The sequence below is a fragment of the Streptomyces violaceorubidus genome (assembly GCF_000717995.1).
In the GTDB taxonomy this organism is placed as follows: Bacteria; Actinomycetota; Actinomycetes; order Streptomycetales; family Streptomycetaceae; genus Streptomyces; species Streptomyces violaceorubidus.
In genome coordinates, this window is the sequence record NZ_JODM01000001.1 from 787,709 (window position 1) to 801,936 (window position 14,228).

Consider the following 14,228-nt stretch of genomic DNA (forward strand, 5'->3'; position numbering starts at 1 on the left):
CCGCATACGAGGGCGGACCGGGGCGAGGGCCTGAGCACGTCAGCTCAAGCGGAGACACGACCTGCCTCCTGCCCAATGCTTGTCCGATCGGGGGACAACTGGCCTGCCCTCACCGCGTCGCGCCGCCGCGATCACGGGAAGGGCAGGGGTCTATACCTAATCGGCGCGCACCACCATCGCGAATGACGTACGCGCCCGCCGGAAGCCCTTGTGGTTGCTCCGGCCCGTGTGGCTCATGCACTCCACGTCTACAGCCGCACTGTCCGTCGACGGCTGCGCCGTCCAGTTGCAGTGCAGGCACTCCGCCTCGAACGTCACATCCGTATCCGGGTGCTCCGTGATCCGGTGCTGCACGTACCGCAGGGCTGAGCAGCTCACCGCGCGACCTGCCGAGCCCTCATCGCCTCTGCCATCCGCTCGGCAACATCCGCACGCACCATGCCCATGTGTACATACGGCGTGCCGTTGTAGGTGACGACGGGACGTAACGCCTCCCACGCCCTCTCTGGGAGGCCAAGAGCCGCAAGGGCATCCCGTAACGCGGAGGTCGCCTGTTCGGCCGTCATGTGGCCGTCTCGCCACGTTTGCATGTCCATCACTCGGCGCCGTGCCCTTCCCGCAGGTGCGTCCGCAGGACCACGTTCGCATCGGACACCTTCGAGTAGTCCCCGACCGAGCGCGCATTGGCCCGAGTCACCGCGATACCGAGGCACTCGCCGCAGCCTGCCATGGTGTCCGGCTCCCCGAGCGGAACCGTCAGATGCACCGGGTCTGCCATCGTCGTCTTCGGTGTACTCATCCTGTACGGCCTCCCGACTGAGCGAGAAACCAGTTTCATCCGGACCACCCGGAGAACCCAGGACTATTGGCGTAGTCGGGTAAAGATCATGGCCCAATCGCTGAGGAGCGACCGGCAATCCTCCCCGAAGACGGCATGGGATTCGTACCGCTCGAAGTCCTCACGGTATGCACTGACATCCCTATGGTCCCGAAGTATCAAAGCCCCCGTGTGGGTCTCGACTTGGGCCAGCCGCCGGTCATAGACCGTGAAGACGCTGAGCGGCGTCTCAGCGATAGGGCCGGCTAGTCCAAGGGGGATCACACCGAGCCGTACGTTTGGAATGCGGGAGACGGAAGCTAGGCGGTCGAGCTGCATTGCCATAGCCAGGGGGGAAGCGAGAGGCCAGCGCACGGCCTGTTCCGTGAGAAGGAACGTGAAGAACTTCGAGGAGTCCAAAAGGATCTGCCGGCGCTCCAGCTTCTTCGCGACCGTCTTGGACATGTCGCCGGAGTTGCGCGAGAGACTGGCCCGCACATAGTCAGGCGTTGCCAGGAGACCCGTAATCATGGTCGGCAGGAAGAACCGGAACTCTGTGGTGACGGCTTCCAGCCGGGCCAACTCGTTCCGCTTCTTGTCTAGTCCTCGCCGCTGGGAACCCCAGTGGTCCTGCCACTCCGTGTTTGCTGCGCGGGCGAGAGCGAGGATCTCGGTTGCCACCGTCCCCCTCTGCTCCAAGAGCTTCGAGGATCAGTTCCACATCCACTATGGCCGGGGTCAGCTTTCCGCTCTCGATATTGCTGACCCTGGTCTGGCTCATGTTGCAGCGCTTCGCGAGCCGGACTTGAGTCCACCCGGCCCGCTTGCGCTCGTTCTTCAAGACCCCTGCCAGGTCAGACCTGGATCGACCTAGGGTCTCCGGATCAAAGGTCAAGGCCCTTCACGTACTCCTCGAAGGGGACTGATTCGGATACCGCGATCCTCTGGTATTCGAGGAACGGTTCAGCGGAACCGTCGTGGACCTCTCGGCTGATCTGTCTGCCGTCCGGGTGGTAGTTCATGAGCACCACTTCGGACTGATCGAACATCCAGAAGTCATGCACCCCATCCAGGGGATTGGGCCTATCCGTAACGTCGAGAATGCGGATCTGCTCACCCGCCATGGCGTGAGCCTTGTAGTAGTGGTGGAATTCGAAGCGCAGGTAATCCGACAGGGGACGAGTGACGACATGAACACGCCCCTGGGTGCGCCCCTCCGTGGCCTGTCGGCGTAGCCGGTCGGTGTACTCGTTCGTCACCCTCTCCGGGTCGATGCGCGCCCCGGCGCGGAAGGCTGCGAACTCCTCTTCCTCCTGCGGCATGAGGTACTGCGGCAACGCCTCAAGCCGCCACGCCTCCCGCGTGAACCGCTCGAATCGCGCTGCCCATTCCTCACCAGCCAAGAACACGGAACGCCTCCCTCAACGTCTCCTCCGGGATCTCCACGAGCCCTTCCCCGTCAGGGGCGTTGAACGCCTGCGACACGTCACCTTGGACAACGAACGAGCCGGACGCGGTCCGGTAGACGTTCGGGCAGTCGTCCTTGCCGCACGTGCCGTTCCCGTTACCGGTCAGCCGGGTCAGTTCCTCACGAGCCATGGTGAAACCCCCTGTCCCGCGCCCCCTCGTGGGACGGCTCCACGACCGTACGGAGCAGGCGTCACCGCCGTCTATGCGGTCACGCCAATATTGGCGTTGTCGCCTAAAGAGGGGGCTTAGGAGGGGCAGGCTCGTGGGAACTGTGCCTACTCGACCGGTCGACCATCGAGTGCCCGCGAAAGGATCGGGGGTAGTCGACCACGCCGAACTGCCGGCGCGAGCCGCTCGCTAGGCTGAGCTTGTCCGCTCCGTGTGGGGCTGCCCGGCTTGGCGGGACGGAGAGGGCTTGTCACGCGATACCGGGAGGGTGAGGTCGTGAGCCGTGCGGCGGACCTAGACGAGGTCAAACAGCGCGTACGAACGCTGCTGGACGAGTGCGTGGGCGGGGAGCTGGGAGGCTATGACACCTTGCGCGCGGCACTCGATGAGGAGATAGCGCACAGGCAACTGGCCGATCTCGCGGAGGACGAGCGCGAGGGCCTATACGGCGGTAGCTTCGGCGCAGCTCAGGCCGATAAGGCACGGCGAGAGTTCCAGGCCAGCCTCGCGGACGCTCAGGCTCGTATGGGTGTGGCTCTGCAACGGATCGAGCGCTACAAGGCCAGGGTCCGTAGTCAGTAGTAAGAGGCGACCATGCAGAGGCCCCCGGCGCGAGGTCCGAGGGCCTGTTTGCATGCGGGGCCCAGCGTCAGGCGAGTGCCTGCTTCACCTGCGCGAGACTCGGATTCGTCATGATCGACTCGGCGCCCGATCCGGCGGAAACTACACGGACCGTGGGCACCGTCTGGTTTCCGCCGTTCGCCTTCTCCACGAACGCGGCGGACTCCGGGTCCTGCTCGATGTTGACCTCGGTGTACGCGATGCCTTCGCGGTCCATCTGGCTCTTCAGCCGACGGCAGTAGCCGCACCACGTGGTGCTGTACATCGTCACAGTGCCCGGCATGTCTCTCGTGCTCCTTCGGCGACTCGGGAAAGCGGCGGCTCGGGGATGAGGTCGCAGGAGGGGAACGTCCGCGGCGGCGAGACCATTCCCGCCGCCCCTTCCCGCCGCGCACTCCTTTCGGCGCACTGCCTCCGCGCACTGCCTTCCTGCACTGCCTTCGTGCACTGTCTCCGCGTAGTGCCTTTCCGCACTGCCTTCGCGTGATGCCTGTCGCATCAGTACGACAATCGGGGCGTGCCTGTGGACAACCGACTCATCCGTCTCGCGAGACCTGGCAGCATGGCGGTGTGACAGCAGCAACGCACTCCACCCTCTTCCCGCAGGTACCGGACTCGGCCGACGCGGTGCTCGAAGGGCTCGACCCCGAGCAGCGCGAGGTGGCGACCGCCCTGCGCGGCCCGGTGTGTGTGCTGGCGGGAGCCGGTACGGGCAAGACCCGGGCGATCACCCATCGCATCGCCTACGGGGTGCGCGCTGGGATCCTGCAGCCCTCCACCGTGCTCGCCGTCACCTTCACCAACCGCGCGGCCGGTGAGATGCGCGGTCGGCTCCGCCAGCTCGGCGCCGCCGGTGTACAGGCCCGCACCTTCCACTCGGCGGCGCTGCGCCAGCTCCAGTACTTCTGGCCGAAAGCGATCGGTGGCTCCCTGCCCCGGCTCGTCGACCGCAAGATCCAGCTCGTCGCCGACGCTGCCGCCGCCTGCCGCATCCGCCTCGACCGGGGCGAGCTGCGCGACGCCACCGCGGAGATCGAGTGGTCCAAGGTGACCCAGACCGTCCCCGCCGACTACCCCCTGGCGGCGGCCAAGGCCGGCCGCGAGACGCCTCGCGACCCCGCCGAGATCGCGCAGCTGTACGCCGCCTACGAGGACCTCAAGCGCGCCCGGTCCGTCATCGACTTCGAGGACGTGCTGCTGCTGACGGTGGCGGTCCTCCAGGACCGGCACGACGTCGCCGAGCAGGTCCGCGCCCAGTACCAGCACTTCGTGGTCGACGAGTACCAGGACGTCAGCCCCCTCCAGCAGCGGCTGCTGGAGCTGTGGCTCGGGGACCGCGACGACCTGTGCGTGGTCGGGGACGCCAGCCAGACGATTTATTCGTTCACGGGAGCAACCCCCGACCACCTGCTCGACTTCCGTGGCCGCCACCCCGGCGCCACCGTGGTCAAGCTCGTCCGCGACTACCGGTCCACCCCCCAGGTCGTCCACCTCGCCAACGGCCTGCTCGCCCAGGCCCGCGGCCGGGCCGCCGACCACCGGCTGGAGCTGGTCTCCCAGCGCCCCGCCGGCCCCGAGCCCGTCTACACCGAATACGCCGACGAGCCGGCCGAGGCCGAGGGAGCGGCGCGCCGCATCCGCGAGCTCATCGACTCCGGTGTTCCGGCCGCCGAGATCGCCGTCCTGTTCCGTACCAACTCCCAGTCCGAGACCTACGAGCAGGCGCTCGCCGACGCCGGGGTGCCGTACCAGCTGCGGGGCGCGGAGCGCTTCTTCGACCGGCCGGAGGTGCGCAAGGCCGGTAGCGCCCTGCGGGCCGCGGCCCGCTTCGGGGGCAACGACTCGCTCCTCGACGACGTCGTCGACCTGCCCTCGCAGGTGCGGGCGGTGCTGTCCGGGGAGGGCTGGACGACCGAGCCCCCGGCCGGGTCCGGTGCCGTGCGGGAGCGCTGGGAGTCGCTGGCCGCCCTGGTCAACCTGGCTCAGGACTTCTCCGCCGCCCGGGCGGGCGCCACGCTGAGTGATCTCGTCGTGGAGCTCGACGAGCGGGCGGGTGCCCAGCACGCCCCGACGGTGCAGGGCGTCACCCTCGCCTCCCTGCATTCGGCCAAGGGCCTGGAGTGGGACGTGGTGTTCCTGGTCGGCGTCGCCGAGGGCATGATGCCGATCACCTACGCAAAGACCGACGAGCAGATCGAGGAGGAGCGCCGCCTCCTCTACGTCGGTGTCACCCGCGCGCGGGAACGCCTGCACCTGTCCTGGGCGCTGGCCCGGTCGCCCGGTGGCCGGCCGAGCCGCAGGGCCAGCCGCTTCCTGAAGGGTCTGCGTCCCGGTTCGGGCACGGCGGGCGGGCGAGCGGCCGTCGGGGGCGGCGGAGGAGTGGAGCGTGGGTTCCGCGGCGGCGGTGCCCAGGTCGCCGCGCCCAGACGGACCCAGCGGACGCCGGCGCGCTGCCGGGTCTGCGGACGCACCCTCACCGACGCCGGTGAGATGAAGCTGATGCGCTGCGAGGGCTGCCCGTCCGACATGGACGAGGGGGTCTACGAGCGGCTGCGCGAGTGGCGGGCGTTGCAGGCGGGACGCAGTGGACAGCCCGCGTTCTGCGTGTTCACCGACAAGACGCTGATGGCGATCGCCGAGTCCGTCCCGGAGGACGAGCGGCAGCTGGCCCGGATCCCCGGGGTCGGGGCGCGCAAGCTCAACCGCTACGGGGCCGAAGTCCTGGCCATCTGTGCAGGCCAGGAAGGCGTGGGAGTTGACGAGGACGACTGATACAAACTCGTCGAAAAAATAGTTTGCGCATGCCCCGGGAATCCCCATAGGTTCTTGGTCACGGGAACAGCGGCCTTCCCGGAGGCCCTGAATCCGTGTTGTACTTGCATATCCGCGGACTGGTTCGTCCCAGTCCCCCGAGACGCCGAGAGGAGGCGAGTCCAGTGATCAGCATCAAGAGCAGCTTCGTCGTCAGCTTCACCGCCAAAATGACCGATCGCTCGGCCGTCTCCCTGTGCATGCTCGGCGCTTCTCACTCGGGCACCGGTCTGTCCGGCCTTCGTGCCGTCCGTCCGGCCGCCGCCGCTGTCGCCCCCGCGGGCCTTCCCGTCCGCGAGCGCAATGAGCGACCGACCAAGGCACTGGAAGCAGCAGTAACGGCACAGGCACAGGCCTATGCCTTTACCGCGACCGGTGCCGGATTCCGGAAGCAGACGACGCAGCACCACCTGATGTGGGCCTTCCGTGGGCCAGAACCCTGGAGTGATCCAGCCTGATCGTTGATCAGGCCGGCGCCTTCAGGGCCGCGGAACCCCACCCGGGATCCGCGGCCCTTCTGTTTGTCCCCGAACGGGGGCGACAGCACGAAGGAGCCTCGGGACAAGAAAAGAACCCGGTACCAAGCCGCCACCCGGTCAACCGGCCGGAACGAACAGACGAGGAAGACCACCCGTGCAACTCGAAGCGCACGCCCCGTCCGTACCGCCTTCCGACACGATCCCCAAGCCCTGTTCCACGGAGGAACCCGCCTTGACCCCGCTCACCGCGCTCACCGCGCTCGACGACGCCATCGAGAACCTCGGCGTGCCCGTCCCCTGCCGCTCCTACGACCCGGAGGTCTTCTTCGCCGAGTCGCCGGCGGACGTGGAGTACGCCAAGTCCCTCTGCCGCACCTGCCCGCTGATCGAGGCCTGCCTCGCCGGTGCCAAGGAGCGGCGTGAGCCCTGGGGTGTCTGGGGTGGCGAGCTGTTCGTCCAGGGTGTCGTCGTCGCCCGGAAGCGGCCCCGTGGTCGCCCGCGCAAGAACCCGGTTTCGGCATGAACACCGCAGGAACGATCGACCGTCCCCTCACGTACGACCCCCAGAAGCAGGCCCCGATGAAGCCGTCCACCCACGACATCGCAGGCACCACGCCTGAAGACTTCACCACCAGCGGCGCGAAGGACTCGCGCCAGAACAGGACCCGCGAAATGCAACTCATCCCAGAAGCCCTGGCACGTGCGCATATGCACGACCGCCTGCTTGAGGCCGAGCAGGAACGCCGGGCGCTGCGCCTGGCGACCGCTCGCCGGATGCAGCGCCGCGCGGAGCGCGCCTCGATGCGCGCCCGGCGTGCGCTGGCCATGGCGGTCATGCAGTAACCGACACTTGAAGCGGTGGTCTCCCGGCGGGAGACGAAGCTCCGCCCGCGGGGGCCGGTCCGTCCGAACGGACCGGCCCCCGCGGCGTGTTCGGACCCGGTGGATCAGGCCTCCGCGGCCGTCTCCTCCACCTCGTACACGTCCGCGTCCTCCTCGGTGACGTCCTCGTCCGCTTCGTCGGCTCCGTCCTCGGCGAGGAAGCCGACCAGCCACTCCTCCAGCTCGTCGCGCAGCCGAACGGTGGCCCCCAGCTGGCACAGCACACCGATGGTGCTCAGGGTCACGCGGTGGATCAGGAGGTACGCCGGCGGCAGGTTGAGCTGCTTGGCCAGCTGGTACGCGGGGGAGCGCGGATCACCGATGCGGGCGGCCTGGCTCCGCATCCAGCCGCGGGTGAAGGTGAACGCGTCGACCCTGGCCGGCTCGATGATCGGCAGGAGGTAGTCGAGAACGGCGTCGGGGTCCAGCTCTATCGACTCCTTGACGAAGCCCTCCGCGCAGAGCATCTCGTAGACGGCCTCCGCCTCGCCGTCCAGCGTCATGCGCAGGGCCTCGCCGATGGGCTCGGGCAGTCCGCCGGGGAGGCGGTCGACCGTGCCGAAGTCCAGGACGCCCAGCCGCCAGTCGTCCTCGCCCTCGGGCCCGCCGGGCAGCAGACGGAAGTTGCCGGGGTGCGGGTCGGCGTGCAGGAGCCCGGTGCGCGCCGGGCCGGAGAACAGGAAGTGTGCGAGCAACTGGCCGGCCCGGTCGCGCTGCTCCTGCGTGCCGTTCGAGATGATCTCCGACATCGGGATGCCGTCGATCCACTCGGTGATCAGCACCTGCTCGCGCTGGTGGACGACGTCCGGCACCACGATGTCCGGGTCGTCCTCGAACACCTCGGCATGCGTCCGCTGGGCCTGCGCCTCCAGGTCGTAGTCCAGCTCCTCCGAGACCCGGTCCTTCAGATCCGTGATCAGCGGCTTGATGTCCATGCCGGGGACCAGCGGGCCGAGCAGGCGGGCGAAGCGGCTGAGCTGGTTCAGGTCGGACAGCAGGGCCTCGCCGGCGCCCGGGTACTGCACCTTGACCGCCACCTCGCGGCCGTCGTGCCACACCCCCCGGTGCACCTGGCCGATCGAGGCGGCCGCGGCGGGCTTGTCCTCGAACTCCAGGAACAGGTCCTGCCAGTCCTCACCGAGGCGCTCCGCGAGCACGGAGTGCACGGTGCGCGTCGGCATCGGCGGTGCCGCCTCCTGCAGCTTGGTCAGCGCCGCCCGGTAGGGGCCGGCGACCTCCTCGGGCAGCGCCGACTCGAAGACGGACAGCGCCTGCCCGAACTTCATCGCCCCGCCCTTGAGCTCGCCCAGCACCTTGAACAGCTGATCCGCGGTGCGCTGCTGCAGCTGCTGGCCGACGATCTCCGCGGACTCGCCCACGATCCTCTTGCCCAGCCCCCAGGTGGCCCGCCCGGCGAAGCCGAGCGGAAGCGCGGCGAGCTTGGCGGTCCGGGTGACCGCCTTGCGCGGAAGATCAGACATGCGCCCTCCAAGTCCCAGCCGGCCGTGTCGGTTCCGCCTCGTGGCGTACTTCCGTCGACGGCCCTTGCCCAGCCATTGTCGCGCGCCGCACCCCGTCCTCGGGGATGTGTTCCTGCTTACCTTTCCCGGCCGCTCCGCAGGGGCACTCGGGGTGGGGCACGACCGGCCGCAACCGCCATCGCAGACCGGGCAGCGCGACCTCCCAGCGCCCGGCGGTGCTCGACGGCGTCCGACCGTCCAGGAAGGCGAGCGCGTGAGCGGCCGCGAACCCGGCGACCGTCGTCGCGAGGGTGAGGTCGCAGGGCGGCACCCGGCGCTGCCGGCCGGAGCGCCACTGCGCCACGAGACGCGGCCAGGCCGGGTCCCGGTCGGTGCGGTCGGCGTGCAGACACCCGGCGCACCCCGTCTCGCCGGGCAGGACGAGGGGGCCGACGACGCCGGTTCCCTCCACGACACCGGCGTACAGGTGGGGCGTGCCGGAGGCCATCAGCGCTTCCGCGGCGGCCGGGTCGGGTGTGTGCACCGCGACGTCGTCGCGCGGGGCGACGACCACCAGGGACAGGCCCGGGGTGTCCTCCTCGGGAGGCGTCGCCGGGCCCCTGCGCGGCGGGCGGTCGGGGGCTGCCCGCCGCACCGCCCGGCGGGCCGTCTCGTCCCGGCGGTCGCCGACGGACTCGGCGGGCAGGCCGCCCGGAGCGACGTCCCACGGCTGGACGCGTCCGCCGTCGCGCACGTCGATCTCCCCGACGCCCGCGCCCGACAACAGCCCCGCCAGCACCGCGCCCACCCGTCCCGCACCTCTCACACCCACCCGCAGGGCCCGGCGGGCGGCCAGATGTCTGATCGCGTCGCCCGGTTCCGACGTGGTCAGGGACAGTGAGGCCAGGTCGGGACGGAGCCGGTCGAGGACCTCCTTCTTCTCCCGCAGGGCGTCGGCGGCCGGCCCGCCGCCCCGGGAGTCGTCGAGGAGCCCGGCCCGCGCCAGTCGCTCCACGACGCGGTCGACGTGCCCGTCCGGCAGGTCCATGCGCCGCCCCGCCTCACGCAGGAGAGCCGGGCCGCGGGTGCCGTTGAGCAGTTCGAGGAAGCTGCCCGTCGCCGTGTCGACCGGTGCCAGCGTCAGTGCGTGCGCCGGTGTCATCCCGAACTGCACGGTGTTCAGATCGCGCCAGCCGCGCCTGAGCGCGGGCTTCACCATCGGATGCATGCCAGATCCCCCGTTCGTCCAGCGGTGTCCTGCCCTGTCCTGCCGTTTCCGAGCCCTCATGTGCCTTCACGCGCCTTCATGGGTCTTCACGCGCTTTCCTGCGGCCACATGCGTCGTCGGTGTCCGGTCGCGGATCCGTCCGCGAGTGCCAGCATGCCCGGACGCGCTCGGAGGCGTCGAAAGTTGTCCACAGGCAGTGGGTATTCGTCGTACTCGTCGTACGAATCAGCCGCCCGTTTCCCAGGACGAGTGGTGCATAGCCACCGATGCGTCCCGGAGCCGGGACTTCCCCCTGTGCAGCGGGTAACGTCGTGGCGTGTCCGCCGACCCACTGCACCGTGCCGGAGCACCCCCGCGCACACCGACGAATCCGCCGCCGAACGGCTCGGGGACGAGCGCGATCGAAGTGCGCAGGAGCACCCGGCGCCGCCGGACGGTGTCCGCGTACCGCGAGGGCGACCGCACCGTCGTGCTGATCCCCGCCCGGATGTCCGAGGCGGAGGAGCAACGCTGGGTGAGCGTCATGCTGGACAAACTGGCCGCCCAGGAGAGCAAACGCGTCCTCGGCGACGCCGAGCTGACCGCGCGCGCGGAGCGCCTGTCGGGGCAGTACTTCCAGGGCCGGGCCCGCCCCGCCTCGGTCCGCTGGGTCACCAACCAGAACACCCGCTGGGGCTCCTGTACCCCGTCCGAGGGAAGCATCCGACTGTCGCACCGCCTCCAGGGGATGCCCGAGTACGTCGTCGACTACGTCCTGCTGCACGAACTGGCGCATCTGCTGGTCCCCGGGCACGGGCCCCGGTTCTGGCGACTCCTGGAGGCCTACCCGCGGACCGAGCGCGCCAGGGGCTACCTGGAGGGTGTGGTCGCCGCGGACCGGCTGCCGCACGTACCCGGCGCCCGCAACGAGTAGCACGCGCGACCCGGGCGGGTGCCTGCCACGGCCCCGCGCGGGTTTCGTACCGGGTCTGTACCGACTTCCTTCGGTGTCGGTGTTTGCCGTTAGCCTGTCGCGACGCACTCACATTCGGATGGGGGACGGTCGTAACGCATGGCCAGGGAATTTCAACGCGGCCACAAGGCCAGGATCAGTGACCTCACGGCGGGCACGGATCTGTACGTAGGCGTGCAGATCTCCGGCCCCGGGCTGAGCTTCGACATCAGCTGCTTCGGTCTCGACGCGGACGAGCGGTTGTCGGACGACCGGTACTTCGTCTTCTTCAACCAGCCGAAGACCCCGGAGGAGTCCGTCCAGCTCCTGGGTGCGCAGGCGGGTGACACGGAATCCTTCCGGGTCACCCTGGACAGGATCCCGCAGCAGATCCAGAAGCTGTCCTTCACCGCGACGATCGACGGCGCGGGGCAGATGTCGCAGGTGGGATCCGGGTACATCCGGATCGTCGCGGGCGGCGAGGAGGTGGCCCGGTACCCCTTCAGCGGCGCCGAGTTCTCCACCGAGCGTGCCGTGATGCTGGGCGACTTCTACTTGAAGGACGTGTGGCGGTTCGCCGCCGTCGGTCAGGGCTTCGACGGCGGTCTCGACGCGCTGCTCAGGAACTTCGGCGGCGAGGTGGCCGAGGACGAGGCACCCGCCCCCCAGCAGCCGCAGGCCGGTGGCGCACCGGGCTTCGCCCCGCCCGCCCAGGCCTCGGCACCGCCCGCCTTCGGCGCGCCCGCCGCGCCCGCACCGGCTCCGGCCCCCGCCCAGTCCGCCCCGCAGGGCTTCGCCCCGCCGCCCGTGGCCCCGCCGTCGGCTCCCGCTCCGGCGCCCGGGCCCGACGTGCACGCCGCGCAGACCATCGTCGCGCCCATGAGCACGCCGTCCGGCGGTGCCCCGGTGCCGCCCCCCGCCCCGGCGCCCGCGCCGTACGGTCGGCCCGGTCATCAGCCGCCGTACGGTCAGGTCCCCGGCCAGAGCGCGCCGCCGCCCCCCGGCTACGGCCAGCCGCAGGCCCCCCAGGCACCGGCCCCGCCGCCGGGATACGGCCAGCCGACCGCCCCTCCCGGCTACGGCCAGCCCGGCCCGCCCGTGGGCCACGGCCAGCCCGCACCCCCGCCCGGCTACGGCCAGCTGCCTCCCCAGGGCACGCCCCAGGGAGCACCGCAGGGCGCCGGTGTGACCGCGGCGCTCCAGCAGTTCCGGGAGACCGCGCCCGGGCAGCGCTGGACGCAGCAGAACAAGAAGCTGGTCCGCGTCGACCTCGGAGCGGAGGGTCAGCCCGTGCTCGCCCGGCAGGGCAGCATGGTGCTCTACCAGGGCAAGGTCGACTTCAGCTACAAGGGCGCCGGATTCGCCGGCCGGGTCGTGGGCAACGCGACCGGTCAGGAGATGCAGCTGATGCGCTGCACCGGCAAGGGACAGGTCTTCCTCGCCGACAACTCCGCGATGCTGCACCCCATCGAGCTCCAGGGCGACGCCGTGTGCGTCTCCGCGGAGAACGTCCTGGCCTTCGACGAGAGCCTTCAGTACGAGGTCCGCCGCATCGAAGGGCACGGCATCCCGGGCGGCGCGCTGTTCACGATGCAGTTCCAGGGCACCGGCACGATCGTCGTCAAGACGCGCGGTGTGCCCGTGGTGCTGCCGGTCACGCCCACGACCTTCGCCGACTGCAACGCCGTCGTCGCCTGGTCCGCCGCCGCCCAGGTGGTCGTCTCCAGCCAGGTGCGGATGCGCCGCAACTCCTACGCGGGCGACACGGGCGAGAGCGTCAACCTGCAGTTCCGGGCCGCGCCCGGCAGCTTCGTCGTCGTCCAGCCGTACGAGATCTGAGGGAGAGCCCGACATGAACCAGCCGCTCGCGGGCTACGCTCCCGCACCCGTCGCCGCCCGCATGGAGAACCACGGCAACCACATGCTGAAGGTCGCCATGCAGACCGGAAACGACCTCCTCGCGCGCGTGGGCTCGATGGTCGCCTACGAGGGCTTCGTCCAGTACGAGCCCAACCCGCCGGCCGTCCGCCAGATCGCCAAGGACTGGATGACCGGCGAGGGCGCGCCCCTGATGAAGTGCTCCGGCGACGGACTGCTCTATCTCGCCGACTACGGCGCCAACGTCGTCGTCATCAACCTCAACGGCGACGGGATCTCCGTCAACGCCACCAACCTGCTCGCCTTCGACGCCCACCTGACGTGGGGCGTGGAGCGGGTCAAGGGCCTGGCGAAGTTCGCCGGACAGGGGCTGTGGAACACCAAGATCTCCGGGCAGGGCTGGGTCGCGCTCACCTCCCGGGGCAAGCCGATCGTGGTCGACTGCGGCGGCGGCGAGGACGAGACCTATGTCGACCCCGACGCGCTCGTCGCCTGGTCCCCGAACCTCAAGGTGAAGGGCAAGCGCAGCTTCAAGGCGCAGTCGCTGATCGGCCGCGGCAGCGGCGAGGCCTTCCAGATGGCCTTCTCCGGTCAGGGCATCGTCGTCGTCCAGCCCAGCGAGGACAGCACCGACCGACTCCGGGTCCGGGGCTGAGGGGGAGCCAGAACATCATGCAGAGCCCGATTTTCGCCTACAACGACCAGCAGTCCCAGGAAGCCTGGAGCCTGCAGAACAAGCACATGCTCCGCGTCGCGCTGACCGGCCACGACGACGTGCTCGCCCGCAAGGGCACGATGGTCGCCTACCAGGGGCTCGTCGAGTTCGACGCCGAGTACCAGAGCAACAACCAGTCACGCGCGCGTGCGCACACCGGTGAGGGACTGGACCTGATGCGCTGCCACGGGCAGGGCACGGTCTACTTCTCCAACCTCGCCCAGTGCGTCCACGTCGTGGACGTCGACCAGGACGGTCTCACCGTCGACAGCAGCTACGTGCTCGCGATGGACTCGAACCTGCACCACGAGGTCATCGCGGTCGACAGCCTCTACGGCATCTCCGGCTCGGGGAAGTACCAGCTCAACATCACCGGCCGGGGCAAGGTCGCCCTGATCACCTCGGGCTCCCCCCTGCTCCTGCAGGTGACGCCCGACAAGTACGTCAACTGCGACGCCGACGCGATCGTCGCCTGGTCCACCGGCCTGCGCGTGCAGATGCAGGCCCAGACGCACTCCTCCGGGGTGTGGCGGCGCCGGGGCAGCACCGGGGAGGGCTGGGAGCTGAGCTTCATGGGCAGCGGCTTCGCCCTCGTCCAGCCCAGCGAGCTGCTGCCGCCGCAGAACGCCCAGGTCGGACAGGGGGTCGCCGCCCAGTTCGGCATGGGGCAGCACGGGGCCCGCGGTCAGAACCAGGGCAACGTCTGGAGCTGAGCGCACCCGCGGCCACAGTCCGGTAAGGGGCGATCGCGTAAGGGGCGATCGCCAG

General features: G+C 69.8%; 16 protein-coding genes and 1 pseudogene. 9 read left to right on the plus strand and 8 right to left on the minus strand.

Annotation, left to right across the window (positions count from 1 at the left end; all coding sequences use genetic code 11):
* Positions 1-156 precede the first annotated feature (156 nt).
* The 5 genes and pseudogenes from IE94_RS0103630 to IE94_RS0103655 form a co-directional block, all read right to left on the minus strand.
* On the minus strand, positions 157-378 hold the full coding sequence (locus IE94_RS0103630; protein WP_030145897.1) for a DUF7848 domain-containing protein: 222 nt from the start codon (positions 376-378) through the stop codon (positions 157-159).
* Between the two features lie 217 nt (positions 379-595).
* Positions 596-799: a hypothetical protein gene (locus IE94_RS0103640; RefSeq protein WP_030145899.1), complete on the minus strand. Its 204-nt coding sequence runs from the start codon at positions 797-799 to the stop codon at positions 596-598.
* A 63-nt stretch (positions 800-862) separates the two neighbouring features.
* Positions 863-1,712: pseudogene (locus tag IE94_RS35190) on the minus strand (helix-turn-helix domain-containing protein).
* Entirely contained in the window at positions 1,702-2,226 is a 525-nt protein-coding gene (locus tag IE94_RS0103650) for a DUF6879 family protein (RefSeq protein ID WP_030145900.1), read from the minus strand. Before IE94_RS0103650 ends, IE94_RS35190 begins: the two are co-directional and overlap by 11 nt.
* Entirely contained in the window at positions 2,210-2,416 is a 207-nt protein-coding gene (locus IE94_RS0103655) for a hypothetical protein (RefSeq protein WP_030145901.1), read from the minus strand. Before IE94_RS0103655 ends, IE94_RS0103650 begins: the two co-directional genes overlap by 17 nt.
* 315 nt (positions 2,417-2,731) lie before the next feature.
* Here IE94_RS0103655 and IE94_RS0103660 point away from each other — a divergent pair, with 315 nt between their 5' ends.
* Positions 2,732-3,037 (plus strand): hypothetical protein, encoded by a 306-nt coding sequence (locus IE94_RS0103660; RefSeq protein WP_030145902.1) that lies wholly within the window; start codon positions 2,732-2,734, stop codon positions 3,035-3,037.
* Positions 3,038-3,104: 67 nt separating this feature from the next.
* Here the strand turns inward: IE94_RS0103660 and IE94_RS0103665 are convergent, their stop codons facing one another.
* The gene (locus IE94_RS0103665; protein WP_030145903.1) at positions 3,105-3,359 is read right to left on the minus strand and encodes a mycoredoxin; all 255 of its coding nucleotides are present in this window, start codon (positions 3,357-3,359) and stop codon (positions 3,105-3,107) included.
* A gap of 203 nt (positions 3,360-3,562) precedes the next feature.
* Between IE94_RS0103665 and IE94_RS0103670 the strand changes: the two genes are divergently transcribed.
* From IE94_RS0103670 to IE94_RS0103680, 4 genes are all read left to right on the plus strand, one after another.
* A complete protein-coding gene (locus IE94_RS0103670; protein WP_063829699.1) occupies positions 3,563-5,848 on the plus strand; it encodes an ATP-dependent DNA helicase UvrD2 in 2,286 nt (761 codons plus the stop codon).
* Between the two features lie 164 nt (positions 5,849-6,012).
* Positions 6,013-6,345 carry a hypothetical protein gene (locus tag IE94_RS35195; protein WP_037921529.1) on the plus strand — a complete coding sequence of 111 codons (333 nt, stop codon included), beginning with the start codon at positions 6,013-6,015 and terminating at the stop codon, positions 6,343-6,345.
* A 175-nt stretch (positions 6,346-6,520) separates the two neighbouring features.
* Positions 6,521-6,889, plus strand: coding sequence for a WhiB family transcriptional regulator (locus IE94_RS0103675; RefSeq protein ID WP_030145905.1), 369 nt, complete (start codon positions 6,521-6,523; stop codon positions 6,887-6,889).
* On the plus strand, positions 6,886-7,209 hold the full coding sequence (locus IE94_RS0103680; protein WP_030145906.1) for a hypothetical protein: 324 nt from the start codon (positions 6,886-6,888) through the stop codon (positions 7,207-7,209). Before IE94_RS0103675 ends, IE94_RS0103680 begins: the two co-directional genes overlap by 4 nt.
* Positions 7,210-7,313: 104 nt before the next feature.
* Here IE94_RS0103680 and IE94_RS0103685 read toward each other — a convergent pair whose 3' ends face one another.
* Both IE94_RS0103685 and IE94_RS0103690 read right to left on the minus strand, forming a co-directional pair.
* Entirely contained in the window at positions 7,314-8,729 is a 1,416-nt protein-coding gene (locus IE94_RS0103685; RefSeq protein WP_030145907.1) for an ABC1 kinase family protein, read from the minus strand.
* Entirely contained in the window at positions 8,722-9,936 is a 1,215-nt protein-coding gene (locus tag IE94_RS0103690) for a TOMM precursor leader peptide-binding protein (RefSeq protein WP_030145908.1), read from the minus strand. The genes IE94_RS0103685 and IE94_RS0103690 overlap by 8 nt, the downstream gene beginning before the upstream one ends.
* Positions 9,937-10,252: 316 nt before the next feature.
* Between IE94_RS0103690 and IE94_RS0103695 the strand changes: the two genes are divergently transcribed.
* The 4 genes from IE94_RS0103695 (at position 10,253) to IE94_RS0103710 (ending at position 14,173) form a co-directional block, all read left to right on the plus strand.
* Positions 10,253-10,849, plus strand: a complete 597-nt coding sequence (locus IE94_RS0103695) for a M48 metallopeptidase family protein (RefSeq protein ID WP_030145909.1) — start codon at positions 10,253-10,255, stop codon at positions 10,847-10,849.
* Positions 10,850-10,987: 138 nt separating this feature from the next.
* Complete coding sequence (locus tag IE94_RS0103700) at positions 10,988-12,706, plus strand: TerD family protein (RefSeq protein ID WP_030145910.1); 1,719 nt, start codon at positions 10,988-10,990, stop codon at positions 12,704-12,706.
* Between the two features lie 13 nt (positions 12,707-12,719).
* Positions 12,720-13,400: an AIM24 family protein gene (locus IE94_RS0103705; protein WP_030145911.1), complete on the plus strand. Its 681-nt coding sequence runs from the start codon at positions 12,720-12,722 to the stop codon at positions 13,398-13,400.
* A 17-nt stretch (positions 13,401-13,417) separates the two neighbouring features.
* Positions 13,418-14,173 (plus strand): AIM24 family protein, encoded by a 756-nt coding sequence (locus IE94_RS0103710; RefSeq protein ID WP_030145912.1) that lies wholly within the window; start codon positions 13,418-13,420, stop codon positions 14,171-14,173.
* The last annotated feature ends 55 nt before the right edge of the window (positions 14,174-14,228 follow it).